Raw genomic sequence first — 23,592 nt, forward strand, 5'->3', positions numbered from 1 at the left:
GCCTACGCGGGGGCGATACCGGGGTTGCCGAACGGGCGGTGACGACGCGGCTTCGAGGCGTCGATCCCGACGGGCTCCTCGGCCATCGCGGCGGCCTTGCCCGGGACCTCGATCGCGGGCAGGTCGCTCACCGGACGCTTGTCGCTCGAGAGCCACTGCGGGCGCTCGGGCAGCTTGCGGACGTCCTTGAAGATCTCCACGAGCTCCGGAGCGTCGAGCGTCTCCTTCTCGAGGAGCTCACCGGCCAGGCGGTCGAGGATGTCGCGGTTGGCGTTGAGCACCTGGTAGGCCTCGTCGTGCGCGGCCTCGAGCAGGGCGCGGGTCTCGGCGTCGACGGTCTCGGCGATGTTCTCCGAGTAGTCGCGACCGGTGCCGCCGCTCATGTCACGGCCGACGAACGGCTCGCTGGACCCGGAGCCGAGCTTGACGGAACCGACCGCCTGGCTCATGCCGTACTCGGTCACCATCTTGCGGGCGGTGCCGGTGGCCTTCTCGATGTCGTTCGACGCACCCGTGGTCGGGTCGTGGAACACGATCTCCTCGGCGACACGGCCGCCCATGGCGTACGTCAGCTGGTCGAGCAGTTCGTTGCGCGTGACGGAGTACTTGTCCTCGAGCGGCAGGACCATCGTGTAGCCGAGGGCCCGACCACGCGGCAGGATCGTGATCTTCGTCACCGGGTCGGTGTGGCGCATCGCTGCGGCCGCCAGGGCGTGACCACCCTCGTGGTACGCGGTGATGAGGCGCTCCTGGTCGGACATGATCCGGGTGCGGCGCTGCGGGCCGGCCATCACGCGGTCGACGGCCTCGTCCAGGGCGCGGTTGTCGATGAGCTGCGCGTTCGACCGGGCGGTCAGCAGCGCGGCCTCGTTGAGGACGTTCGCCAGGTCGGCACCGGTGAAGCCCGGCGTCTTCCGGGCGAGCAGCTCGAGGTCGACGCTCGCGGCGAGCGGCTTGCCCTTCGCGTGCACCTCGAGGATCTGCTTGCGACCCTGCAGTCCGGGCGCGTCGACGCCGATCTGCCGGTCGAAGCGGCCCGGGCGGAGCAGCGCGGGGTCGAGCACGTCGGGACGGTTCGTCGCGGCGATGAGGATGACGTTCGTCTTGCCGTCGAAGCCGTCCATCTCGACGAGGAGCTGGTTCAGCGTCTGCTCGCGCTCGTCGTTGCCGCCGCCGATGCCGGCGCCACGGTGACGTCCCACGGCGTCGATCTCGTCGATGAAGACGATGGCGGGCGAGTTCTGCTTGGCCTGGTCGAAGAGGTCACGGACGCGGCTCGCGCCGACACCCACGAACATCTCGACGAAGTCCGAACCGGAGATCGAGTAGAACGGCACCCCGGCCTCGCCGGCGACGGCGCGGGCGAGCAGGGTCTTGCCGGTTCCGGGAGGGCCGTAGAGGAGCACGCCCTTCGGGATCCGGGCACCGACGGCCTGGAACTTCGCGGGCTCCTTGAGGAACTCCTTGATCTCGTGCAGTTCCTCGATGGCCTCGTCCGCACCGGCCACGTCGGCGAAGGAGACCTGCGGGTTCTCCTTGTTGTTCATCTTGGCCTTGGACTTGCCGAACTGCATGACCTTCGAGCCGCCGCCCTGGGCGCTCGAGAGCAGGAACCAGAACAGGGCGCCGATGAGCAGGAACGGCAGCAGCGTCAGCAGGAGCGACACCAGGACGTTCGACTGCTGGACGTGGTCGTTGTAGCCCTTGGGCAGGTCGGCCTGCGAGACCGCCTCGACGACCTCGGTGCCACGGGGGGTCGAGTAGTAGAACTGCTCGGTGCCGCCGTCGTTGCGGAGCGTGAGGTCGACCCGCTGCTCGGTGGAGTTCACGACGGCCGACGAGACCTTGCCGTCCGAGAGCTGCTCGAGGCCCTTCTGGGTGGAGATCTCCTGGGTGCCGGACTGGGCGATGAACGTCCATCCGACGAAGATCCCCACGACTGCGAGCAGTATCCAGATGTACGGCCCGCGGAGGATGCGCTTGAAGTCCATGTGATCCGGGCCCGACGGCCCGACACCTTTCTGCTGCCTGAAGTGCGTGCCGCTCAGCATACGGCCGTCACTCTGTGGCGAGAATGGGTGTCCTCTGCGGGCGAACTCCACGGATCAGGAGCATCGCCCTGCGGACGACGCCCTGCCACCCGCTTGCACCTGACGTCCCGGTCGCGCCTGACGTCCCGGTCGCGCCTGGCGCCCGGTCGCACCTGACGCCCGGGGCGGATCAGGAGTAGACGTGCGGCGCGAGGATGCCGATGCCGCGCAGGTTGCGGTAGCGCTCGTCGTAGTCCAGGCCGAACCCGACCACGAACGCGTCCGGGATCTCGAAGCCGGCGTACTTGACGTCCACCTCGACCTTGGCGGCCTCGGGCTTGCGGAGCAGGGCGACGATCTCGACGCTGGCGGCCCCGCGGGACTGCAGGTTCTGCTTGAGCCAGGACAGCGTCAGACCGGAGTCGATGATGTCCTCGACGATGATGACGTCGCGGTCGTGCAGGTCGGTGTCGAGGTCCTTGAGGATCCGCACCACGCCGGACGACTTCGTGCCGGAGCCGTAGGACGACACCGCCATCCAGTCCATCCGCGCCTGCATCTTGAGGTGGCGGGAGAAGTCGGCCATGACCATGACCGCGCCCTTCAGCACGCCGACGAGGAGCGGGTCGCGCCCGGCGTAGTCCCGGTCCACCGCAGCGGCGAGTTCGGCGATCTTGTCGTCGATCTGCTCGGGGGTGAAGAGCACTTCGGAGAGGTCGGCCTGCACGTCGGAGAGTTCCACCGGACCAGCCTAACCGCCTGCGCGCGGGTCCCTGGCGGCGAACGACACCCGTTCGCCCGTCCGCGTGGCACGGACACCGGGCAGGTCGATCGGTCCCTGGCCGTGCCAGTCGGTCACGAGCCGGCAGACCTCGAGCGTCTGCAGTCGGGACAGGGTCACGCCGAACTCGCTCTCGACCGCCAGTCGGACGAGTCGCTGCCGGAGTGCCGGTGGATTCGCGGCGAGCTGCGGCACGGACAGCGAGATGCCGGCCTCGGAGTGCTCGGCGAGGTCCTCCGCCATCTCCTCGGCGAAGTGGTCGAGGGCCGCGGAGTCCTCGCGCAGCTGGTCGGCGGTGCGGGCCAGGGCCTCCGGCACACCGGGTCCGAGCTCCCGCTCGAGGACCGGCATCAGCGCATTCCGCACCCGCACCCGCGCGTACGCCGGGTCATCGTTCTGGGGGTCGTCCCAGGGGTCGAGTCCGGAGGCGGCACAGGCCTGACGCGTGGTCGCCCGACGCAGCGCGAGCATCGGCCGCGCGAGCGAGGGCCCCGGCCGGTCCGGCCGCACCAGCGGCGCCATGCCGGTCAGGCTGTCCGGTCCGCTCCCCCGCAGCAGGCCGAGCAGGACCGTCTCGGCCTGGTCGTCGAGCGTGTGGCCGAGGAGCACGAGGGGTGACCACTCGGCGGCCGCGACCGACGTGATCGAGGCGTAGCGGGCCTCCCGGGCGGCGGCTTCCGGACCACCCGCGGTCCCGACGTCGACACGGTCCATGACGACCGGCGCCAGCCCGAGCGAGGCGGCCTGCCGGGAGGCCCGTGCCGCGACCGCCTCCGAACCCGCCTGCAGCGCGTGGTCGACCACGACCGCGCCGGCGCGCAGGCCCTGCTTCGGTGCCTCGAACGCGGTGGCCGCCGCGAGGGCGAGCGAGTCGGCTCCGCCGCTCAGCGCCACCAGGACGAGGTCGCCCGGTGCGACGACCTGTTCGTCGAGCGCCCGGGCCAGCGCGGTGCGGACCGCCAGACGGACGGCGGCGACGGCGGGATCCAGCCGGGGACGCTCGGTGTTCACCCGGTAACGTTAGCCGGGCCGTCCCGACGGCCGACAGACCACCACCGGAAGAACCAAGGAGTGCACATGGCCGCGTACGACGTCGTCGTCGAGATCCCCAAGGGCAGCCGCAACAAGTACGAGGTCGACCACGAGACCGGTCGCGTGTACCTGGACCGCGTGCTCTTCACCTCGTTCGTCTACCCGACGGACTACGGCTTCTTCGAGCAGACCCTGGCCGACGACGGCGACCCCGTCGACGCGCTGCTGCTCCTGGAGTACCCGACCTTCCCGGGCGTGGGCGTCAAGGTCCGCCCGGTCGGCGTCTTCAAGATGAGCGACGAGGCCGGCATCGACGCGAAGGTCCTCGTCGTCCCCGCGAAGGACCCGCGCTGGGCACACATCCAGGACATCTCGGACGTGGACGACCAGACGAAGGCCGAGATCGCGCACTTCTTCGAGCGCTACAAGGACCTCGAGCCGAACAAGTGGGTCAAGGCCGAGGGCTGGGGCGACGCCGCCGAGGCCGAGGCCATCGTGCAGGCCGGCCAGGCCGCGTACGTGCCCGCGGGTCACTGACCCTCGTCTGCTGACGCGCGAACGGCCCGGTCCCCTCGTGGGGCCGGGCCGTTCTGCGGTGTTCGGGGCTACAGGGCGCCGCTCGGACGGGCGACGTACGGCAGGAGCTGGCTCGGGGTCCACACCGCCCGCTCGACGACGCCGACACCCGGGCGGGCGGCCTCGACCATCCGCCCGTTGCCGGTGTAGATCGAGTCGTGGTAGCCGCCGGATGCCGCACCGTTGGTCGAGTAGAACAGGATGTCGCCCGGCTGGCGCTGCGACAGCGGCACCAGGCGGCCGATCGAGCCGAAGTAGTTGTACTGCCAGACGACGTTGTGCCCACCGGTCGTGATGCCCTGCGAGTTGTAGGCCATCATCACCAGGCCGGAGCAGTCCCAGACGTTCGGGCCGGCACCGCCCAGGACGTAGGCCTTGCCGAGCTGTCCGCGGGCGTACGCGATCGCGCCGGCGGCCTTGGACGGGCTGCTGACGACCGGGGCCGGCGCGGGTGCCGGGGCGGGGGCCGCCGGCTTCGGAGCCGCGGGCTTCGGGGCTGCGGGCTTCGGCGCGGGTGCGGCCGGCTGCGGCGCTGGCTGTGGGGCCGCCGGCTTCGGGGCGGCGGGCTTCGGGGCGGCCGGCTTCGGCGCTACCGCGGTACCACCCGAGGGCGCGGACGACGCGGGGTTCGACGTCGACGGGTTCGAGGTGACGGGCTTCGACGCGGGCGGGACGCCGGTCGACGATCCGCTGGGACCGTCTGCACCGCCGTTCGCCGCCGCGGGACGCGCCGCGTCGCGCTTCGCCTGGGCGGCGAGCTGGATCTCGGCCTGCTTCGCCTGCTGCGCCGACCAGTACGCCTGCTCGGTGGCCACCGAGGTGCCCTTGATGAACGCGAGCTGCTCGAGGACCTCGTCCTGCTTCGCCTGCCCGGACGCCAGCGCGGACTGTGCGTTCGCGGCGACGTCGTTCGCGCTGTCGAGCGCGTCCTTCGTCTTCTCGGTCGCGGCGGTCAGGGCCTTCGTCGCCTGCCGCTGTTGCGCGGCGAGGGCATCCACGGTGCGCTGGTCCGACTGCGCCTTGTCGAGCACGGTCGCGGACCGCTCGGACAGGTGCGTCATCGTGCCGACCTGGTACAGCAGGTCCTTCGCGTCACGGGAGTCGACGAGCATCGACGTGGACAGGTCACCGCCACCCGAGCGCGAGAGTTCGACGACGAGGGCCGCGACCTGGCCGGCGGACCGCTTCGCCGCCGCCTTGGCACGCTTCGCCTGACCGGTGAGACCGTCCAGCGTGTCCTTGGCCTCCTGCTGCTGCGACGCTGCGAGGGAGTACCGCTGCCCCGCCTCCTGCACGGTGGCACCGGTGCGGTCCACGGTGGCCTGGAGGCTCGACATGCGTGCCGTCAGGGCGTCGACCGTCCGCTGCTTCGCGGCCTGGTCGTCCTTCGCCGCCTGCACGTCCTTCCACGACGGAGCGGACGGGGCCGCCTGCGCCGGGACGGCCACCACGAGCGAGAGCCCGAAGCTGAGCATCGAGACGGTGGCGAGGCCGCAGACGAGGGAACGTGCAGGCTTCTTCATGCGGGTCAGTGCCTCCTGGCAGTGCTCGTGCTCATACCGAGATCCCCCGCGCTGCCATGAAGGGGACGGGATCGACGGCTGCGCCGTTCACCCGGGTCTCGAAGTGCAGGTGGCAGCCGGTCGACCAGCCGGTCGAACCGACCTGCGCGATCTGCTGTCCTGCGGTGACGTGCTGGCCGGCGGCGACCATGATGCCGCCGTTCACGATGTGCCCGTAGGCCGTCGAGATGCCGCCACCGTTGTCGAGGATGACCTCGTTGCCGTAGCCGCCGCCGTTGCCCGCGAAGGTCACGGTGCCGGACGCTGCAGCGTAGATCGGCGAGTAGCAGGCCGGGGCGAGGTCGACGCCCGCGTGCAGTGTGTAGACGTGCGTGTACGGGTCGACGCGGAGGCCGTAGGGGCTCGACTGGAAGCCGGCGGCCGGGCGTACCCATCCGGACGAGTTCGCGGCGCCGCCGCCGGTCGCGCCGCCACCGGACGCCGGGACACCCGCGGTCGCTGCGGCCGGGAGTGCCCGGGCGGCTGCGGCAGCCGCGGCGGCACGCTCCCGGGCGAGACGCGCCTGGCGCTCCTTCTCGATCTTCACGCCCTTCTCGTACCCGGCCTGCGTCGTCTTCGTCTTCGACGTCAGGAGGGCGAGTTGGGCCTCCAGGCGGTCCTGGTTGGCGGCCTGGGCGGCCACGGCGGCCTGCGCCTGGTCCGCGGCGCTCTGCGCGGCGCGCATCTTCACCTGGGCCTGGGCGGCGAGCTCGCCGAGCGCGTCCTCGGCGACCTTCGACTTGTCGGCGAGGGCCTGGGCCGTCCCGCGGTCCTGGCTCGCCTCGGAGTAGATCCCGTCCGCCTGCTCGGTGAGCTTCGACATGGCGCCGAGCTCGTAGAGCAGGTCACCCGAGGCGGAGGGCTTGGTGAGGAGGTCCGTGGTGACGTCCTGTGAACTGGAGCGGCCGAGCTGGGCGGCGAGCTGGCCGGCCTGCGCCTCGGAGGCTGCCGCGGTCTTCTCGGCGTCGTCCGCCTGCGACTGGAGCTTCCGCTGCTCGAGCGCCTTGCGGTCGTAGTCCGTCTGCGCGTCCTGGTACGCCGTACCGGCTGCGGCGGCGGCCTTCTCCTTCGCGGCGGACTGCGACTGCAGTTGCGCGATGAGGCCCCTGATCTCGGTGACCTTGGCGGCCTGGTCCGACTGCGACTGCTTGGCGGCCTGCACGTCGTCCCAGCTCGGGTACGTCGCGGCCGAGGCAGCACCCGACGGCACGAGGGCGACGAGGGCCCCGGCGGCGAGCACGACTGCGACCCCGGCGGCCATCAGACGGCGGCGGGGGCGAGCGGGGAGGAGGGAGGGAGTCGACATGGGTCTCGTTTTCGTCACAGTCCGGCGTGGCGCACGTCACACTGTCAACAGACGCAACAGTAACAACATGGGTCAGCCCAGGAACACCCCGTTCGAGGGTGAGAGGTCAGCATCGATGCTCGCACCGGGTCGGCCCGCTCCTCGGGAGCCCGCTCCGGCGACTCCCTGAGGGTCCGTCGAGGTGGCGCGACACGCCCAAGCGGACCGTTCGCCGGGCTCGATTTGGCAAGAGGGCCGACCGTCCGTATGCTTGTCCATCGGTAGCGCGATGCACTGCTTGCGGCCCCATCGTTTAGTGGCCTAGGACACCGCCCTTTCACGGCGGCAGCACGGGTTCGAATCCCGTTGGGGTCACTCCTCACCGGGGGACAGCAAGCAGAACAGAACGACACCGAAGCAAGAACAGCAACACAAGCAATTCCACATGGCCCTGTAGCGCAGTTGGTTAGCGTGCCGCCCTGTCACGGCGGAGGTCGCGGGTTCAAGTCCCGTCAGGGTCGCCACGGCTGGGTAGCTCAGTTGGTAGAGCGTTCGACTGAAAATCGAAAGGTCCGCGGATCGACGCCGCGTCCAGCCACAGTGAAGAGCCCCCTACTTCGGTAGGGGGCTCTTTTGCGTTGCGCGGGCGTGCGTTGCGCGGGCGGTCGAACTGCCTCGACGGTCGCATCCGACAGGAAGTGGTTCGGATCGTCCACGCACAACAGAAGGCGGCTCGAACCGCGGATTGCCGTGGTTCGAGCCGCCTTCTGTTGTGCGCAGCCGGCCGGGAGGCTCGTACCGGCCGGGCAGCGCGGCCTACGCCTCGCGGGTCTTCGGGCTGCTGTCGTTCGTCCTCGACGGGTCGCGCTCGACGACGGCACCGAGGGCGTCGTCGATGCGGGACATCAGCTCGGCCGGGATCTGCACACCGGCAGCGCCGGCGTTGTCGTGCACCTGCTCCGGACGCGAGGCTCCGATGATCGCCGACGCCACGTTCTCGTTCTGCAGCACCCACGCCACGGCGAGCTGCGCCATCGACAGGCTGAGCTCGTTCGCGACCGGCTTGAGCTCCTGCACGGCGGTGAGCACCTGGTCGTTCATGAAGCGCTCGATCATCTTCGCGCCGCCCTTGTCGTCGGTCGCGCGGGAGCCCTCGGGCAGCGGCTGACCCGGCTGGTACTTCCCCGTCAGGACGCCCTGGGCGATCGGGGACCAGACGATCTGCGAGATGCCGAGTTCCTTCGAGGTGGGGACGACCTCCTCCTCGATGACCCGCCAGAGCGCGGAGTACTGCGGCTGGTTCGAGATGAGCTGGAAGCCCAGGTCCTTCGCCAGTGCGGCACCGGCACGGAGCTGGTCGGCGGTCCACTCGGAGACGCCGACGTACAGGACCTTGCCCTGGCGGACGATGTCGGCGAACGCCTGCATGGTCTCTTCGAGCGGGGTCTCGTGGTCGAAGCGGTGCGCCTGGTACAGGTCGACGTAGTCGGTTTGCAGGCGGCCGAGCGAGCCGTCGATCGACTCGAGGATGTGCTTCCGCGAGAGCCCGGTGTCGTTGTGGCCCTTGGGACCGGTCGGGCCGAAGACCTTCGTGGCGATCTCGAGGGACTGGCGACGCTCGCCCTTCAGCGCTTCACCGAGGACCGTCTCGGCGCCGGTGTTGGCGTACACGTCGGCGGTGTCGAACGTCGAGATGCCGACCTCGAGGGCGGCCTTCACGCAGGCGATCGCCGCGTCGTTCTCGACCTGGGAGGCGTGGGTGAGCCAGTTGCCGTAGGTGATCTCGGAGACCTTGAGGCCCGAGTTGCCGAGGTAGCGGTACTCCATGTGTCTGTCACTCCTGTCGTGGCCGCGTCGATGCGGCACGCCCGTGACGGTAGTCCCCCGGCCGCCCCGGCCGGTCCATCGGGACCCGCCCCGGCCGCCCTGCCACCTGTAGGGTGATGTATCACTGCCCGTCGGGAGGGGAAAGACGAAACCCCGGCGATGTGGCCGTGGCCAGTGATCGTTCCGGGGTCTTCGGCATTGATGTTACACGACTGTCCGACGCGACGGAAGGAAGCGGGATGCACGGCAAGGAAGACGACGTCGTGGTCTTGCTGACGCCGGAGCGGCTGTCCTCCTACGACCGAGTGACCGGGAGCCGGAGCCGAGCGCTGCGCCTCTACGAATGGAACATGCGAGCGAGTTCCAGCGTCTTGGAGCTCACCGGCATCGTCGAGGTCGTGGCACGCAATGCAATGGACAGGGAGTTGTGCCGCTGGTCGGAACGCCGCCACTCGTCGCGCTCGTGGTTTGACCACGTCCCGCTCGACCGTCAGGGCAGCGCTGACCTGGCGAAGGCCCGCTCGAGGGCGGCGCGACATGGTGGAGCAGAGGTCCACGGGCGCGTGCTGGCCGAGCTGAGTTTCGGCTTCTGGCGGTACCTCGTGGAGAGCCGGTACCTCACCGCCTTCTGGACGCCGGCCCTCCATCGGGCGTTCCCGGCAGGGCCCGCCGACATCCTGACCCGTCAGCGCAAGGTTCGAGCACGGATGCAGCAGCTGCACTTCGTGCGCAACCGCGCCGCCCACCACGAGCCGATCCACCAGCGCGACCTGCACCGCGACCACTCCGACGCGATCGAACTGCTCGGCTGGATCAACCCCGTTGCCGCGGAGTGGGCGACGGAGGTGGCGAGCCTCCCGGCGGTCCTGGACGCCCGCCCCAGTCCGTGAGGTGCAGGATCGCAAGAGGCGCGGTGCGCGGACGCACCGCCGGGAGCAAGGGAGCATCCATGACCGGATCCAGCGTGCTGTTCATCGGCGGGAGCGGCATCATCAGTGCCGCCTGCGTGCGCGAGGCGGTGGACCAGGGCTTCGACGTCTCGGTGCTCAACCGGGGCACCACGGAGAAGCGGACCCTGCCGGATTCGGTGACGCGCCTCCAGGCCGACGTGGCGGACCGGGACGCGCTGGCGGCGGCGATCGGCGACCGCACCTTCGACGTCGTCATCGACTTCGTCGCGTTCACCCCTGACCAGGTGCAGGCCGACATCGACTTCTTCACGGGCAAGACCCGGCAGTACGTGTTCATCAGCTCGGCTTCGGCGTACCAGACCCCGCCGACGCACCTGCCGGTGACCGAGTCGACGCCGCTGAAGAACCCGTACTGGCAGTACTCGCGGGACAAGATCGCGTGCGAGGACCTGCTGGTCGCTGCGTACCGGCAGGACGACTTCCCGATGACGATCATCCGGCCGTCGCACACCTACGACGAGACCCTGCTGCCGTTCGACGGCGGCTGGACGGTCGTCGCGCGGATGCGTGCGGGCAAGCCGGTCGTCGTGCCGGGCGACGGGACCTCGCTGTGGACGATCACGCACGCGCGGGACTTCGCGGTCGCGTTCGTCGGGGTGCTCGACCGGGCCGAGGCGATCGGCGGGGCGTTCCACATCACCGGCCAGGAGTCGCCGACGTGGGACCGCATCCACCAGGAGGTCGCCGCCGCCGCGGGAGCACCCGAGCCGCACATCGTGCACGTGCCGGCGGACGCGATCATGGCCGCGGACCCGGAGTGGGGCGCCGGCGCGGTCGGCGACAAGGCGAACAGCATGGTGTTCGACAACAGCAAGGTGCGGACGCTCGTGCCGGGATGGGCTGCCCGGACGTCGTTCCGCGAGGGTGCCCGCGAGCTGGTCGCCTGGTACGACGCGCACCCGGAGGCGCAGGTCGTCGACGAGGAGAAGGACGCCCTCATGGACCGGCTGGCCGAGGCGTACGCGCCGGGTCGCGTCTAGCGCCGTCTTCCGGACGGGAGGCGCGTGGCGTCCCCGCCCCGCGCCTCCCGTCCGTCTCGCCCCGCGCCGCCCGGTGCCGCGCCCGCGCGGTGCGGCGCCCGCGCGGTGCGGCGCGGGCGCCGACAGGAGGGGCACAACAGGAACCGGCCCGAACCACGGGAGTTCGTGGTTCGGGCCGGTTCCTGTTGTGCGTGGGCGGCTCGCGCTCGCGGCCGCGCGGTCGCGCGGCCGCGCGGCCGCCGGGCTGCTACGCCAGGTCGCGGAGGACCGCGCCGAGGGCCTGCATCGCGGTGGCGATCTCCTCGTCGGTGACGACGAGCGGCGGGGCGAAGCGGATCGTGGACCCGTGCGTGTCCTTCACGAGGACGCCTCGGGCGGCGAGCGCCTTCGCGACCTGCTTGCCGGTGCCGAGTGCCGGTTCGATGTCGATCCCGGCCCAGAGCCCGGCGACGCGGTGTGCGACGACGCCCTGGCCGATGAGCTCGTCGAGGAACCCGCGCAACACCGGTTCGCCGTCGAGCGCCCGCTGCTGGAACGTGCCCTCGGCGAGCATCGCGACGACCTCTGTGCCGACGGCGGCGGCGAGCGGGTTGCCGCCGAAGGTCGAGCCGTGCTCCCCCGGCCGCAGCACTCCGAGCACGTCGGCGCGGCCGACCACGGCGGACACGGGGACGATCCCGCCGCCCAGGGCCTTGCCGAGCGTGATCAGGTCCGGCGTCACGCCCACGCGCTGGACCGCGAGGGTGTGGCCGGTGCGCCCGAGGCCCGACTGGATCTCGTCGGCGATGAACAGCGCGCCGAACTCGTCGCAGACCTCGCGGACCGCGGGCAGGTACGACGCCGGCGGTATGACGACGCCGCCCTCGCCCTGGATCGGCTCGAGCAGGACGGCCACGACGGTCTCGTCCATCGCCTCCCGGAGTGCCGCCACGTCGCCGCACGGCACGGTGCGGAACCCGGGCGTGTACGGCCCGAAGTCGTTGCGGGCGTCGGGGTCGTCCGAGAACGAGATGATCGTCGTCGTCCGGCCGTGGAAGTTCCCGCTCGCGACGATGACGGTCGCCTGCCCCTGCGGCACGCCCTTGACGCGGTAGCCCCAGGCTCGGGCGACCTTGATCGCGGACTCGACCGCCTCGGCGCCGGTGTTCATCGGCAGCATCATCTCGGTGCCGGTGAGCGCGGTGAGCCCCTCGGCGAACGGGCCGAGCCGGTCGGTGACGAACGCCCGACTGGTCAGCGTCACCCGGTCGAGCTGGTCGCGGGCCGCGGTCAGGAGGCGCGGGTTGCCGTGCCCGAAGTTGACCGCCGAGTAGGCGGCGAGCCCGTCCAGGTAGGTGCGGCCGTCGACGTCCGTGACCGTCGCACCGTGGCCGGACGCGATGACGACCGGCAGCGGGCTGTAGTTGTGCGCGAGGGCACGGTCCTCGACGGCGAGCGCCGCCACGGTGGCCGGCCCGGGGGTGCGTCCGGTGTCCGTGGACATCAGGACCGTGCCACGGAGGTACCGGTGCCGATCGGGTGCAGGTCCAGCGTGCAGCACTTCACACCGCCACCGCCGAGGAGCAGCTCGGACAGGTCGACGCCGATCGGGTTGTAGCCCTTCTCGCGGAGCTGCGATGCGAACGTGGTGGCACGCGCGGCGATCACGACGTTGTACCCGTCGGAGTAGGAGTTCAGGCCGAGGACGGCGGCGTCCTCCTCGGTCGCGATGATCGCGTCCGGGAAGCGCTCGCGCAGGATCGCCAGGGACGGCTCGTCGAAGGCGCTCTCGAGGTACGCGATGTTGGAGCGGCCGGACGCGTCCGGCACCGGGTCGAGCGCCGCGATGGCCGTGTCCAGGTGGTAGAAGCTCGGGTTGATGAGCTTGAGCGTGACGACCTCGCGGCCGTACACGCGGGCGAGCTCCTCGTGCGAGGTGCTGTCCGAACGGAAGCCGGTGCCGGCGTAGATCGTGTCGCCGATGAGCAGGAAGTCGCCCTCGCCCTCGTTCGTCTCCTGGGGCTCGGCGACGGTCAGGCCGGCCTGACGGAACCAGTCCATGTAGGCCGGGCCCTCGGGCTGCCGCTCGGGGTACTGGAACTTCGCACCGTAGGCGACACCGTCGAGCACGAAGCCGCCGTTGGCCGCGTAGACCATGTCCGGCAGGCCCTCGATCGGTGCGATCTGGTGGATCTCGAAGCCGAGCTGCTCGTAGACGTCGACCAGGCTCTGCCACTGGGCGACGGCCTTCGAGGTGTCGGTCGGCTCCTCCGGGTGCATCCAGGGGTTGATCCGGTAGCTGACCGTGTAGTGGGTCGGCTTGCACATCAGGACGGTGCGGTGCGTGGCCGTGCGCTGCGGGGCGGCGGCAGTGGGCTGGGGTGCGGTGTTCGACACGAGGTCCTCCAGGACCGGGGCCCGAGCCTGCCAGGAACCACCACGGTGAGAGCTCCGACGAGATGCAGGCTCACTCGCCGGAGGCGGACCAGGTCGACGCCTGCCCTGATCCTTGCACAGGAGGGCCGTTCGGTGGCGCGGCTCGACACGCACGTTTCCTGCGTCCCGCCGCATCCGCTCGCAAGGACCCCGCGTAGGATGAGGACAATGGATTCGCTCGACCACCGCATCCTCGACCAGCTCCGGGAGAACGCCCGCGCCGGCTACGGCGACATCGGCTCGGTCGTCGGGCTCTCCGCCTCCGCCGTGAAGCGCCGCGTCGACCGGCTCGTCGCCGACGGCGTGATCCAGGGCTTCACGATCAAGGTCGACCCCGCCGTGGACGACCGTGGCACCGAGGCCTGGGTCGAGCTGTACTGCCGCGGCACCGTCTCCCCCGACGAACTGCGCACCCTGCTCGACGCCGTGCCCGAGGTCGTCGACGCCGGCACCGTCACGGGCAGTGCCGACGCCGTGGTGCACATGCGCTCGCGGGACCTGCCGGCGCTCGAAGAGGCCCTGGACCGCGTCCGCCTCGCCCCGCAGGTCGACCACACCCGCTCCGCGATCGTGCTGTCGAAGCTCGTCAGCCGCGGTTCCGACTGACCCCTCTCCCGCGAAACGCAACGTGGGTGTCATCTCGCAGCGGTATCCCCGTGCGCGCAGCCGCCCGGGTTGCGTTTCGCGGGAGGGTAGGGTCGCGCCCATGGGACTTGGGACGGCAGCCGGGAGGCGCGGCGGGCCTCCCGGGTCGGTGGCCGCCCGGCGGATGGTCACCGCTGCGACCGTCGCCTACGTCGTCAACTGCTTGTGGGGCACCGCGGTCGCGCTGCGCCTGATCCGCACCCGACGGCTGCGGGTGGTCCACCACGGGCTGTTCGTGGCGACCGCCGTGCTCACCGGGGCGGCCGCGACGACACCGCTGTGGACACGGTCCCGCGCGGCGCTGTTCCTGCTGCCGGCGCTCGTCCCGCTGGCGCTGGCTCCACGGACGAACCCCCGCAGCGGAGCACACTGGAAGACCGCGGTCGCCGCCGCACCGTCCTACCTGGGGGCGGTCCTCGCGCGGCGCTGACCGCTGCCGTCGTACCGAGAGGACACCAGTGGAACTCATCGAGGCCATCCGGCGCCGACGGACCACGAACGGGGCGTTCCTGCCGGACCCGGTGTCCGAGGAGCACCAGCGCCTGCTGGTGGAACTGGCCGGACGGGCGCCGTCGCAGTTGAACAGCCAGCCGTGGCGGTTCGTCCTCGTCGAGGAGCGCGACACGATCGACCGGATCGCGGACATCAGCGGCAGCGCGATGACGACGACCATGTCCCGGGGCACGTTCTTCGAGCGGTACCGGCCGTACTTCCGGTTCTCGCAGGCCGAGATGGACGAGCGTCGCGACGGCATGCTGTTCGACAAGCTGCCGAAGCCGCTCCGTCCGTTCACGAACCAGGTGTTCACGAAGCGGGGGCAGTTCCTGATGAACGCCCTCCGGGTCCCGCAGACCCTGGGCGAGGAGAACCGGAAGCTCGTCGCCGGGTCGCCGCTGCTGCTCGGGGTGATGCTCGACCGGGCCGAGTACCGGAAGGAGGCCCGCAACGCCTTCTACTCCGTGTTCAGCATGGGAGCGGCGATGGAGAACATCTGGCTGGCGACCACCGAGCTCGGCCTCGGGATCCAGTTCGTGTCGTTCCCGATGGAGATCGAGGAGTCCTGGAACCAGGTCGAGCAGTTGCTCGAGGTCCCGCCGGAGCTCGAACTCATGGCCGTGTACCGGATCGGGTACACCCCGCCGGAGCGCCGACGACCCGCGATCGACTGGGTGTCGAACGAGCGGAAGCGGCCCTCGCAGTACGTGTTCCGCGGCACGTGCGCGACGCCGCAGCAGGGCTGGGACGACCAGCCGGTGGTCGGGTCGGGCCCGACGGGGCAGGGCGCAGCGGGGCAGGGCACAACGGGGCAGGGCACAACGGGGCAGAGCACAGCGGGGCCGAGCACGATGGACCGGACCACGACGACGGACGGGACCACCTGATGACCGCGACGCTGCCCGGAGGGGTCCAGGCCGTGACGCCGACCGCGCCGGCCCTGCCAGGACGACCCTGGATCGAACAGGCCTGGCGCGACGTCGTCTTCGTGCACTGGCGCGTGGACGTCTCCGCGGTGGCGCCGCTGCTGCCGTCGGGCACCCGACCCGACACGATCGCGCCGGACGGCAGCGACGACGGGGTGACGACGTGGGTGGGCCTCATCGCGTTCAGCTTCGAGGACACCCGGTTCCCGCCGTTCGGGCCGCTCGGACGGACCGGCCGTGTCGGCGACTTCCTCGAGGTCAACGTCCGCGTCTACACGCGCGACGACGCGGGGCGCCGCGGGGTCGTGTTCCTGTCGCTCGACGCGGGGAAGTTCCTGCCCGCCGCGGCAGCCCGCGTCGTCACCGGCACGCCGTACCACTGGGCGCGGGTCGCCCGTCGGCAGCACGGGGACCGGACGGCGTACGCCGTGCACCGGCACGGGTCGCGTCTGCGGTCCCTCCTGGAGGTGGAGGTCGGCGAGCCCATCTCCGAGCCGACCGCGCTCGAGTCGTTCCTCACGGCGCGGTGGGGCATGCACGTGGGGCGTGCCGGGCGGACGTCGTGGTGGCCGAACGAGCACGACCCGTGGGTGGTGCACCGGGCGTCGCTCACCCGGCTGCGCGACGACCTGATCGGGGCGGCGGGGCTCCCGATGTCGCTGACCGAACTCGAACCGGACTCGGTGCTGTACTCCCCCGGGGTCGTGACGCGGTTCGCCGGTCCGCGCGCCTGAGCGACGCCGGGCCCGGGCCTCGGGCACGGACCTCGGGCACGGACTTCGGGCCGGCCCGCGCCTAGGTCCCGGCCTGCCCGCCCCGGGCCCCGACACCCCGCGCCGGGGGACAGCGGCTGACCGCAGTGCCGCAGGGGCCCCGCGTACAAAGGGCTGCATGACTCGAGTGGCTGTGGTGACCGGTGGATCGGCTGGACTGGGACGGGCGACGGTCCGGGAGCTCGCGGCACGCGGCTGGGACGTCGCCGTCCTGGCACGCGGTGCGGACGGGGTGGACGCGGCAGTCGCCGAGGTCGAAGCGGCCGGCCGACGCGGTCTGGCCCTCGTCGCGGACGTGTCCGACCGCCAGGCCGTCGAGGACGCCGCCGACCGCGTCGAAGCCGAACTCGGCCCGATCGACCTGTGGGTGAACGGCGTCATGGTCGGGGTGTTCGGCAAGTTCCTCGACACCGCACCCGAGGACTTCGAACGGGCACTCGACGTCACCTACCTCGGCTTCGTGAACGGCACCCGTGCTGCCCTCAGCCGCATGGTGCCCCGCAACTCGGGACACGTGATCCAGGTCGGTTCGGCCCTGGGTTCGCGTGGCATCCCGTTGCAGGCGGCGTACTGCGGGGCGAAGCACGCGATCGTCGGGTTCACCGAGTCCGTCGTGTCCGAACTCATCGAGCAGGGCAGCGACGTGCAGGTCAGCCGGGTCGACATGCCCGCCCTCAACACCATCCAGTTCAACTGGGTGAAGTCGACGCTCCCGCACCACGCGCAGCCCGTCGCCCCGATCTACCAGCCCGAGGTCGGTGCCCGCGCCATCGCCGCCACCGCCGAACGCCCCCGCCGCCGCACCTGGGTCGGCGAGTCGACCGTGTACACGATCCTCGCCAACCGCATCAGCGGTCGGTTCGCCGACTGGTACGCCGCGAAGACCCTGGTCAGCGGTCAGCAGACGGAGGAGAAGGACGGCGAGGAACTCCCGTCGAACCTGTACGAGCCGGTCCCCGGGGACCACGGCGCGCACGGGGTGTTCGACGAGCAGGCGCACGAGTGGTCGCCACAGACGTGGTGGGTGGAACACCGCCGACTCGGCAACGGGATCGTCGGCGCAGCCCTCGGCGTCGCGGGACTCGCGGTCGCCACGGCAGCCGGACGCCGTCGATGAGCCGCGCGGGCCTCGGCGGCCGCCTCGGTACCCGTGGGCAGCGGGCGCTCGCGGTCGAGCTCCTGCGTGCCGGCATCGGCATCGCCCACCTGCTCGGCGCCCGCCGTGCCCTCGGGCGCCCGGCCGTGCTGGGTCGGGTCCTCGGTGTCCGTCAGCTCGGCCAGGCCGCACTCGTCCTGCGTGCGGGGACGGCCGACGCCCACACCGTCAGCGCGTTGGTCGACGCCACCCACGGCGTGACGATGGTCCCGCTCGCCCTGATCGATCGGCAGTCGCGGCGGTTCGCCGTCCGACAGCTCTGGATCGCGACGCTCCTCACCGTGCTCGAGGTCGCCCTCGTCGGTCGCGGGCGGCGCTGACCGGCAGCACCCCCGGACGCAGGACGCCCCCCGCGGACCTGATGGTCGGCGGGGGCGTCCCTGCGTGCTGCTACTCGACTTCGGAGGCCGGGTCCTCGGCCTCGACGCCGGTCTCGTCGAGACGGTCGCGCAGGTGGTCGGCCATCACGCCGGCACCTTCGTCGCCGTGGTCGTGCTGGACCTGCTGCACGAGACCGTGCAGCTTCTCTTCGTTCGTCGCGTCGGTCGCACCGTCCATGATCGGCTCGGACTGGACGCCGTTGTCACGCTCTTCTGCACTCATGGCACGAACGCTACGCCGCGCCGGGCAGCGGCTCACGGGCGCGCCCCAGGTCGTGCGGGGGACGGACGGGAGGCCCGGATCACGTGGGCTGCGCACCGGACGTGGGCAGGGCCTCCCGTCCGGTGCGCGGGACCGACGTCAGAGGCGGAGGCGGGCGAACTCGGGGTCGACGTCGCCGTGCCGGTGCGCGGTGACGACCACCGTCTGTTCACGGAGGTAGTGCGCCATCTCGACGACGCCGGCCTCGACGACGGGTGCGTCGTGGATGGCGGTGTCGATGCCCGCGCCGAGCGCCTCCTCGAGCGCGAGGGGGTCACCGCCGAGCAGGCGGATCCGCGACCCCGGCCCACCGAAGGCCGTGTGCTGCCGGGGTTCGAAGCCCTGCGACAACACGATGTCGATGGCGTCCTGCGGTTCAGCGGCCCCTCCCGACCACTGCTCGTGGAGGAGCGCCCCGGACGCCGCGCGCGCGAGGAACTCGTCGTCGGTCTCCACCAGGTGGTCGACGACGTCGAGCGGGGACCGACCGCTCGCGAGCAGCTGCGTGAGCGGCCCGGGGAGCGCGCGAGCGGTGCTCAGCAGGACGTGCGCCCGGGCAGCGGTGGCGGCGGCGAGGGTCCGGATGAGGTCCCCCGTGCTGACGCCCTCGGACTGCCGGACGACCACGGACTGCGGGCGGTGGCGCAGCACGTTCCGTTCGACGCCGAGGTCCGCGGTGTCCCGGGACCGACCGAAGCGCTCCTCGCGCGCCTGGGCGTCGCTGGTGGCACCGGCGCGGACCTGGTCGAACTCCTCGAAGGACAGACCGCTGCGGGACGACTCGATGAGGGCCGTGACCCGCGGCGGCAGCCCGTGCAGCTGGATGCTCTTGTGCACGGTGCGGGGGACGGGCTCCCAGTGGCCGAGCATCGCGACCGAGTCGGGGCCGCCGCGCTTCGCGACCGCACCGACCGAGGAGCTCCCCCAACCGCCGGCGGGCTGCCGGACGACCGTGGTGTCGGTCGTGGCACGGTTCACCACGAGCGTGCCGGCGTCGACCCGGTCGGTCCAGAGGGCGACCTCGTCGACGTCGAGCGTGTGCAGGGCCTCGACCAGGCCGTGGTCGCTGCCGTTCTGGATCGCGATGGCCTGCTCGAGTGTCTCGACCTGCACCACCCCGAGCACCGGGACACCGACCTCGGGGTGGGTGGCGGCACTGCCGGGACGCACGCCGACGCGGACGCCCGGGGACCAGAGCCGACCGGACTCGTCGAGCAGCCGGGGTTCGACGAGCCAGGACTCCCCCGGACCGAGGTCGGTCAGGGCGGCCCGCGCTGCCCCGGTCGGCTCGACGACGAGCGGCCCGACCTGCGCGGCCGGGTCGGTGGGCCAGGCGACGCGGAGCGCACGGGTGGCGTCAGCCAGCTGGCGGAGGAACCGGCTGTCGACGCCGTCCTCGCCGACCGACCCGACGAGCACCACGAGGGAGATCGCCGCACTGGCCTGCCCGGACTGGGTGAACGCCGAGGCGACGACGTCGCGGACGGCCTGGTCGACGTCGGCCGCGGGGGTGACGACGGCCGCCGAGACCGCTCCGGTGTCGGCGAGGAGCGGCAGGCCGGCACGCCACCACCGGAACGAGCGGGCGGTGTCGGGCGAGCCGGTGAGCAGCACCCGGTCGACGGCGGGGTGGGCGACGAGGTCGCGGCCGAGCTCGCTGACGTCGAGGTCGACGAGCTGGAGCATCGAGTGCGGGACTCCGGCGTTCCAGAAGACGTCGGCGAGCACCGCACCCGACCGCTTGGCGAGCGGGGACGGCTTGAGGACGACACCGCTGCCGGCGGCGAGCGCCGAGAGCACGCCGTCCGCCGGGGTGGTCAGCGGCGAGTTCCACGGGGCCACGACGACCGTCAGCCGGGGCGGGACGAAGGTCGCTCCCGTGACGTCGACCAGGTGTCGGGCGCGGTCGGCGGCGTGGTGGGCGGCGTCGACGGCACCGCTGACCTGCCGGTCGGCCTCGGTCAGGGTCATCGCGGTCTCGGCGACGACGACCTCGACCAGGGCGGCACGGCGGGCCTCCAGCTCGTGGGCGACGAGGTCCAGGAGTTCGGCCCGGTCCTGCGGGTCCTGCCGACCCCAGTTGACGCCTGCCTGCGCGGTGCGGGCGATGGTCCGTTCGAGTCGGGGGCGGTCGGTGACGCGGGCACCGCGGATGGTGGCGGTGCCGAGCTGCGAGCGGGGGACGCGGCGGAGCAGGTCGGCCGCCCACTGCCGGTTCGCGTCGACCCCGGCGTCGGTGTCGACCGCGGGCGGGTGCACGGCGCGGATCTCGGGGGCACCGAGGGGGACGCGGCGGTCCTGCGTGCGGAGGCTGGCCGGGGCGGGGTGCCCGAGTGCGGCGACAGCGTCGGTCAGGCGGGCACGTGCGCGCTCGGTCTCGGCGGCGCGCTCGTCGTCGGTGCCACCACCGGACGTCAGGGGGCCGGCAGCGCCCTCGCGCAACCGGCGGGCGAGGTACGGGATCGCCGCGTCGAACTCGTCGGGGTGCACCACGGGGGTGACGAGGGTGACCGTGCCGACGTCGGCGCGGACGGCGTCGAGGACGGTGCCCGTCATGCCGAGGAGCATCTCGACCTCGAGCGCGTCGGCGACCCCGCGACGGTCGGCGAGCACGCGGGCGGCGGCGACCAGCACGGGATCCCACCCGGTGAGCGCGATCCGCACGGCGTCGGTGTGCTCCGGTGTGAGTGCGGCGTCGAGCAGGCGCAGGAGCGCGGTGTCGATGTGCTGCCGGTCGGTCCAGACGGCCGGTGGACGTCCGTGCACGAGGGCGTCGGCCCGTTCCTCGGCCAGGTGGGCACCGTCGACGAGCCGGACCCGGACGGGTGCTCCTCCGCGGAACCGGCGGGCGGCCGCCCAGTCGGTGAGCGCCGCCAGGACGCCGAGGCTGTCGGGCAGCGACGCCGGCAGCGTGATGCCCGCGGTCGCGTGGGCGAACTCGTCCTGGTCGAGCAGGGTGCGGAACACGGCCACGGAGAGGTCGAGGTCGTGCGGGCCGTTGACGAGCAGCGTGACGGTGCTGCCGGCGGCGTCCGCCGCGCGGAACACCGGGACGAGCCGCTCGACCGCCTGCTGGGTGGCATCGTCGAGGGCCCACGGCGAGGTCGGCGGGACGACGTCCGCGACCGCGAAGGACACCGCCGGGACGTCGTCGCGACCGAGCAGGTCGGTGATCCAGGCCAGGCGGCGGTCGCTCTCGGCGGGACCGAACACGGTCGGGCCGAGGGGCACCACGTCGAGGCGGGTGCCCGGTCCGGCGAGCTTGCCGAGCGCTGCGCCGAGTCGGGCCGGCGGGGCGTCGACGACCAGGTGTCCGGCCAGTCGGCGGAGCACCCGGCGCGCGGACGGGATGACCGCCCACGGCGCCATCGTCGCGAAGCCACCACCGACGGTCACGGCGCCGCGGAGGTACCAGGCGAGGAAGTCCGGGACGTCCCGGCTGGCCTTCTCGAGGTTCCGGGCGGCGACCTTCGGGTCGTCCGGCCGGATCACCTTGTCGACGAACCCGCGGGCGAAGTCGAGACCGCGCTCGTCGCGCAGGACCTCGGCGAGCCGGGCCGCTCGGGCTTCGGGCTTCGCGCCGCGGGAGGCGTCCAGCCAGCGCCCGACGAGGGCGGACGCGTCGTCGGTGCAGTCCTGGAGGCGTGCGGGCGGCATGGTCTCGATCGTAGGCCGCTCCCCCGACCTCTCCTCGGAGGCGCCCGTGTGCCGTCCCGGAGTCCGCCGAACGGATGATCCCGGCCCGACGAGCTGCCCTCGCGGATACGCTGGCGGGATGGTGGAGCACGGCGCTGACGGCCACGACTGGGCCACGTGGGACGTGTTCCACGACGTCTGGCGCGGGCTGGACCGGGCGCTCGACGTCGCCGTGCAGCGGGACGCCGGCATCTCCATCCCCGAGTTCGAGATCCTCATCGGCTTGCACCGCGACCCCGAGCACCGGCTGCGGGTCCGCGACATGGCCGCCGGGATCGGCTGGGAGAAGTCGCGCGTCAGCCACCAGGTCACGCGCATGGTGGCCAGGGGGCTGGTCGCGCGAGCCGACTGCCCCTCGGACGGCCGCGGCAGTTGGATCGTGATGACCGCGGACGGCCGACGCGCGGTCCTCGCCGGCATCCGGGCGCACACGGCGGCGCTGGAGCAGCTGTTCTGGAGGCCCGTGGCCGGTGACGCGGACACGCTGCGGGCCGTCTCGCACCGTGTCCTCGAGGCGCTCGGTCCGGTGGACACCGGCACCGACCTCGTCCCGGGGGACGCCTGACCTGACAGCCGCCGTCCCCGTCGTGGGAGGATGCCCTGGACCGACTGTGCGGGGGAGGGCAGATGGACAACGACGGCTCACGATCCGCACGCGCGGCACTCGTCGCCGCGCTCGACATCGTCGGGCTCGCACCGTCCGAGCGCTTCGACCGCATCGTCCGGATCGCCCGCGAGGTCTTCGACGTCCCGTTCTCGTACGTCAACCTGCTCGACGACACGCTCCTGCACACCTTGACGCCGAACACGGCGGGCGAGCCGACGTCGGGACCGCTCGAGTGGTCCTTCTGCCAGTTGACCGTCCAGCGCCCCGGGCCGACGGTCGTCCCCGACACGCTCGCCGACCCGCGCACCGTCGACCTGCCGGGTGTGACGAGCCGCGGCATCCGCTTCTACGCCGGCGTCCCGCTGACCATGCCGGGCGACCTGACGATCGGCAGCCTGTGCCTGATGGACGTCCGGCCGCGGGAGTTCAGCCCGCAGGACGAGGCCGCGCTTATCGACCTCGGACGCTGGACCGAACAGGCCCTGACGAAGGGGATGCAGCACGACCGGCTGCTCGAGGTCGTCGAGGCCCTGACCCCGCCGCCCGTCCACGTCCCCGGTTACGCACTGGCCGGGCTCAGCGTGCCGTACGGCGACCTCAGCGGTGACGTCCACGACTGGACGGTCGCCGACGACGCCGTGACGTTCACGCTCGCCGACATCATGGGCAAGGAGCAGCCCGCCGCACTGCTGGCCGCCGGACTGCGGGCAGCGCTCCGGCAGCACGAGGACCTGCCGCCGGTCGACGCCGTCGGCGCGGTCGAGCCGCGGATCAGCGAGGACCTCAGCAGGGCCTCGGCGTTCGCCACGCTGTTCCACTCCCGCCTGACACCGAGCACCGGACGGGTCGACTTCGTGGACGCCGGGCACGGGCTCGTCGTGCACCTGCACGCGGACGGCACCTCGGACATCCGCCGCTCACGGGACCTGCCGCTCGGACTGCACCCGCAGGGGGTCCCGTTCCGCCTCGGGTCCCTGGTGCTCGAGCCGGGCGACGCGCTGCTCGTGGCGAGTGACGGGGCGCTGGACCTGGGCGACGGGACGATCGACACCCTGACGGACATCGGGCGGACGTACCGCCGGGCGCCGAGCACGGCCGCGTTCCTCGAGACGGTGCGCCTGCGGGCCGCGGAGCACGCCGAGGACGACGTCACCGTGACGGTCCTGGCGCGGGACGCGGACTGACCCTCCGGC

Annotated in this window: 21 protein-coding genes and 3 tRNA genes; 14 read left to right on the forward strand and 10 right to left on the reverse strand. The window is 72.0% G+C overall.

Annotated elements, in window-relative coordinates:
- Nucleotides 1-2 precede the first annotated feature (2 nt).
- The 3 genes from ftsH to tilS all read right to left on the reverse strand — a co-directional run bounded on the left by ftsH (nt 3) and on the right by tilS (nt 3,822).
- The gene (ftsH, locus tag DEJ24_RS00950) at nt 3-1,991 is read right to left on the reverse strand and encodes an ATP-dependent zinc metalloprotease FtsH (RefSeq protein ID WP_110904451.1); all 1,989 of its coding nucleotides are present in this window, start codon (nt 1,989-1,991) and stop codon (nt 3-5) included.
- Nucleotides 1,992-2,220: 229 nt separating this feature from the next.
- Nucleotides 2,221-2,772 carry a hypoxanthine phosphoribosyltransferase gene (hpt, locus tag DEJ24_RS00955; RefSeq protein WP_110904452.1) on the reverse strand — a complete coding sequence of 184 codons (552 nt, stop codon included), beginning with the start codon at nt 2,770-2,772 and terminating at the stop codon, nt 2,221-2,223.
- A gap of 9 nt (nt 2,773-2,781) precedes the next feature.
- Nucleotides 2,782-3,822, reverse strand: a complete 1,041-nt coding sequence (tilS, locus tag DEJ24_RS00960) for a tRNA lysidine(34) synthetase TilS (protein ID WP_111076892.1) — start codon at nt 3,820-3,822, stop codon at nt 2,782-2,784.
- Nucleotides 3,823-3,888: 66 nt separating this feature from the next.
- Here tilS and DEJ24_RS00965 point away from each other — a divergent pair, with 66 nt between their 5' ends.
- Complete coding sequence (locus DEJ24_RS00965) at nt 3,889-4,380, forward strand: inorganic diphosphatase (protein ID WP_111076893.1); 492 nt, start codon at nt 3,889-3,891, stop codon at nt 4,378-4,380.
- Between the two features lie 68 nt (nt 4,381-4,448).
- Here DEJ24_RS00965 and DEJ24_RS00970 read toward each other — a convergent pair whose 3' ends face one another.
- Both DEJ24_RS00970 and DEJ24_RS00975 read right to left on the reverse strand, forming a co-directional pair.
- Complete coding sequence (locus DEJ24_RS00970; protein WP_111076894.1) at nt 4,449-5,942, reverse strand: NlpC/P60 family protein; 1,494 nt, start codon at nt 5,940-5,942, stop codon at nt 4,449-4,451.
- Between the two features lie 31 nt (nt 5,943-5,973).
- A complete protein-coding gene (locus tag DEJ24_RS00975; RefSeq protein WP_111076895.1) occupies nt 5,974-7,287 on the reverse strand; it encodes a M23 family metallopeptidase in 1,314 nt (437 codons plus the stop codon).
- Nucleotides 7,288-7,568: 281 nt separating this feature from the next.
- Between DEJ24_RS00975 and DEJ24_RS00980 the strand changes: the two genes are divergently transcribed.
- The 3 genes from DEJ24_RS00980 to DEJ24_RS00990 all read left to right on the forward strand — a co-directional run bounded on the left by DEJ24_RS00980 (nt 7,569) and on the right by DEJ24_RS00990 (nt 7,864).
- Nucleotides 7,569-7,641: transfer RNA gene (locus tag DEJ24_RS00980), tRNA-Glu, on the forward strand.
- A 72-nt stretch (nt 7,642-7,713) separates the two neighbouring features.
- Nucleotides 7,714-7,790: transfer RNA gene (locus DEJ24_RS00985), tRNA-Asp, on the forward strand.
- Nucleotide 7,791: 1 nt separating this feature from the next.
- Nucleotides 7,792-7,864: transfer RNA gene (locus DEJ24_RS00990), tRNA-Phe, on the forward strand.
- Nucleotides 7,865-8,082: 218 nt separating this feature from the next.
- Here DEJ24_RS00990 and DEJ24_RS00995 read toward each other — a convergent pair.
- Nucleotides 8,083-9,093, reverse strand: a complete 1,011-nt coding sequence (locus tag DEJ24_RS00995) for an aldo/keto reductase family protein (protein ID WP_111076896.1) — start codon at nt 9,091-9,093, stop codon at nt 8,083-8,085.
- Between the two features lie 239 nt (nt 9,094-9,332).
- Here DEJ24_RS00995 and DEJ24_RS01000 point away from each other — a divergent pair, with 239 nt between their 5' ends.
- Both DEJ24_RS01000 and DEJ24_RS01005 read left to right on the forward strand, forming a co-directional pair.
- Nucleotides 9,333-9,983, forward strand: a complete 651-nt coding sequence (locus DEJ24_RS01000; RefSeq protein WP_111076897.1) for a hypothetical protein — start codon at nt 9,333-9,335, stop codon at nt 9,981-9,983.
- Between the two features lie 59 nt (nt 9,984-10,042).
- A complete protein-coding gene (locus tag DEJ24_RS01005) occupies nt 10,043-11,044 on the forward strand; it encodes an SDR family oxidoreductase (RefSeq protein ID WP_111077087.1) in 1,002 nt (333 codons plus the stop codon).
- 247 nt (nt 11,045-11,291) lie between these two features.
- Here the strand turns inward: DEJ24_RS01005 and rocD are convergent, their stop codons facing one another.
- Together rocD and ddaH are read right to left on the reverse strand one after the other, a co-directional pair.
- Nucleotides 11,292-12,527, reverse strand: a complete 1,236-nt coding sequence (gene rocD, locus DEJ24_RS01010) for an ornithine--oxo-acid transaminase (RefSeq protein ID WP_111076898.1) — start codon at nt 12,525-12,527, stop codon at nt 11,292-11,294.
- On the reverse strand, nt 12,527-13,420 hold the full coding sequence (gene ddaH / locus DEJ24_RS01015; protein ID WP_220036685.1) for a dimethylargininase: 894 nt from the start codon (nt 13,418-13,420) through the stop codon (nt 12,527-12,529). Before ddaH ends, rocD begins: the two co-directional genes overlap by 1 nt.
- Before the next feature lie 207 nt (nt 13,421-13,627).
- Here ddaH and DEJ24_RS01020 point away from each other — a divergent pair, with 207 nt between their 5' ends.
- The 6 genes from DEJ24_RS01020 to DEJ24_RS01045 all read left to right on the forward strand — a co-directional run bounded on the left by DEJ24_RS01020 (nt 13,628) and on the right by DEJ24_RS01045 (nt 17,774).
- Nucleotides 13,628-14,065 (forward strand): Lrp/AsnC family transcriptional regulator, encoded by a 438-nt coding sequence (locus DEJ24_RS01020; protein ID WP_111076413.1) that lies wholly within the window; start codon nt 13,628-13,630, stop codon nt 14,063-14,065.
- 100 nt (nt 14,066-14,165) lie between these two features.
- The gene (locus DEJ24_RS01025) at nt 14,166-14,534 is read left to right on the forward strand and encodes a hypothetical protein (RefSeq protein ID WP_258374597.1); all 369 of its coding nucleotides are present in this window, start codon (nt 14,166-14,168) and stop codon (nt 14,532-14,534) included.
- Between the two features lie 28 nt (nt 14,535-14,562).
- The gene (locus tag DEJ24_RS01030) at nt 14,563-15,486 is read left to right on the forward strand and encodes a nitroreductase family protein (protein WP_111076900.1); all 924 of its coding nucleotides are present in this window, start codon (nt 14,563-14,565) and stop codon (nt 15,484-15,486) included.
- Nucleotides 15,486-16,259 carry a YqjF family protein gene (locus DEJ24_RS01035; RefSeq protein WP_111076901.1) on the forward strand — a complete coding sequence of 258 codons (774 nt, stop codon included), beginning with the start codon at nt 15,486-15,488 and terminating at the stop codon, nt 16,257-16,259. Before DEJ24_RS01030 ends, DEJ24_RS01035 begins: the two co-directional genes overlap by 1 nt.
- Before the next feature lie 157 nt (nt 16,260-16,416).
- Entirely contained in the window at nt 16,417-17,415 is a 999-nt protein-coding gene (locus DEJ24_RS01040; protein ID WP_111076902.1) for an SDR family oxidoreductase, read from the forward strand.
- A complete protein-coding gene (locus DEJ24_RS01045) occupies nt 17,412-17,774 on the forward strand; it encodes a hypothetical protein (RefSeq protein WP_111076903.1) in 363 nt (120 codons plus the stop codon). Before DEJ24_RS01040 ends, DEJ24_RS01045 begins: the two co-directional genes overlap by 4 nt.
- A gap of 70 nt (nt 17,775-17,844) precedes the next feature.
- Here DEJ24_RS01045 and DEJ24_RS01050 read toward each other — a convergent pair whose 3' ends face one another.
- A complete protein-coding gene (locus tag DEJ24_RS01050; RefSeq protein WP_111076904.1) occupies nt 17,845-18,057 on the reverse strand; it encodes a hypothetical protein in 213 nt (70 codons plus the stop codon).
- A gap of 138 nt (nt 18,058-18,195) precedes the next feature.
- Nucleotides 18,196-21,753 carry a proline dehydrogenase family protein gene (locus DEJ24_RS01055; protein WP_111076905.1) on the reverse strand — a complete coding sequence of 1,186 codons (3,558 nt, stop codon included), beginning with the start codon at nt 21,751-21,753 and terminating at the stop codon, nt 18,196-18,198.
- A gap of 118 nt (nt 21,754-21,871) precedes the next feature.
- Here DEJ24_RS01055 and DEJ24_RS01060 point away from each other — a divergent pair, with 118 nt between their 5' ends.
- Nucleotides 21,872-22,357, forward strand: coding sequence for a MarR family winged helix-turn-helix transcriptional regulator (locus tag DEJ24_RS01060; RefSeq protein ID WP_181427330.1), 486 nt, complete (start codon nt 21,872-21,874; stop codon nt 22,355-22,357).
- Nucleotides 22,358-22,419: 62 nt separating this feature from the next.
- Nucleotides 22,420-23,583: a PP2C family protein-serine/threonine phosphatase gene (locus tag DEJ24_RS01065; RefSeq protein ID WP_111076907.1), complete on the forward strand. Its 1,164-nt coding sequence runs from the start codon at nt 22,420-22,422 to the stop codon at nt 23,581-23,583.
- Nucleotides 23,584-23,592: the final 9 nt, after the last annotated feature.

Origin of the sequence: Curtobacterium sp. MCPF17_001, from assembly GCF_003234615.1 — a bacterium.
In the GTDB taxonomy this organism is placed as follows: domain Bacteria; phylum Actinomycetota; class Actinomycetes; order Actinomycetales; family Microbacteriaceae; genus Curtobacterium.

Bases quoted from the DNA above. Each gene is read 5' to 3' on its own strand.
- DEJ24_RS01020 (WP_111076413.1), top strand. From the start codon at position 13,628: ATGGATTCGCTCGACCACCGCATCCTCGACCAGCTCCGGGAGAACGCC.
- DEJ24_RS01025 (WP_258374597.1), top strand. From the start codon at position 14,166: ATGGGACTTGGGACGGCAGCCGGGAGGCGCGGCGGGCCTCCCGGGTCG.
- DEJ24_RS00975 (WP_111076895.1), bottom strand. From the start codon at position 7,287: ATGTCGACTCCCTCCCTCCTCCCCGCTCGCCCCCGCCGCCGTCTGATG.
- DEJ24_RS01000 (WP_111076897.1), top strand. From the start codon at position 9,333: ATGCACGGCAAGGAAGACGACGTCGTGGTCTTGCTGACGCCGGAGCGG.
- DEJ24_RS01045 (WP_111076903.1), top strand. From the start codon at position 17,412: ATGAGCCGCGCGGGCCTCGGCGGCCGCCTCGGTACCCGTGGGCAGCGG.
- DEJ24_RS01050 (WP_111076904.1), bottom strand. From the start codon at position 18,057: ATGAGTGCAGAAGAGCGTGACAACGGCGTCCAGTCCGAGCCGATCATG.
- DEJ24_RS01060 (WP_181427330.1), top strand. From the start codon at position 21,872: ATGGTGGAGCACGGCGCTGACGGCCACGACTGGGCCACGTGGGACGTG.
- DEJ24_RS01035 (WP_111076901.1), top strand. From the start codon at position 15,486: ATGACCGCGACGCTGCCCGGAGGGGTCCAGGCCGTGACGCCGACCGCG.
- DEJ24_RS01055 (WP_111076905.1), bottom strand. From the start codon at position 21,753: ATGCCGCCCGCACGCCTCCAGGACTGCACCGACGACGCGTCCGCCCTC.
- ftsH (WP_110904451.1), bottom strand. From the start codon at position 1,991: ATGGACTTCAAGCGCATCCTCCGCGGGCCGTACATCTGGATACTGCTC.
- DEJ24_RS01040 (WP_111076902.1), top strand. From the start codon at position 16,417: ATGACTCGAGTGGCTGTGGTGACCGGTGGATCGGCTGGACTGGGACGG.
- DEJ24_RS00965 (WP_111076893.1), top strand. From the start codon at position 3,889: ATGGCCGCGTACGACGTCGTCGTCGAGATCCCCAAGGGCAGCCGCAAC.
- DEJ24_RS01065 (WP_111076907.1), top strand. From the start codon at position 22,420: ATGGACAACGACGGCTCACGATCCGCACGCGCGGCACTCGTCGCCGCG.
- DEJ24_RS00970 (WP_111076894.1), bottom strand. From the start codon at position 5,942: ATGAAGAAGCCTGCACGTTCCCTCGTCTGCGGCCTCGCCACCGTCTCG.
- rocD (WP_111076898.1), bottom strand. From the start codon at position 12,527: ATGTCCACGGACACCGGACGCACCCCCGGGCCGGCCACCGTGGCGGCG.
- DEJ24_RS01005 (WP_111077087.1), top strand. From the start codon at position 10,043: ATGACCGGATCCAGCGTGCTGTTCATCGGCGGGAGCGGCATCATCAGT.
- DEJ24_RS00995 (WP_111076896.1), bottom strand. From the start codon at position 9,093: ATGGAGTACCGCTACCTCGGCAACTCGGGCCTCAAGGTCTCCGAGATC.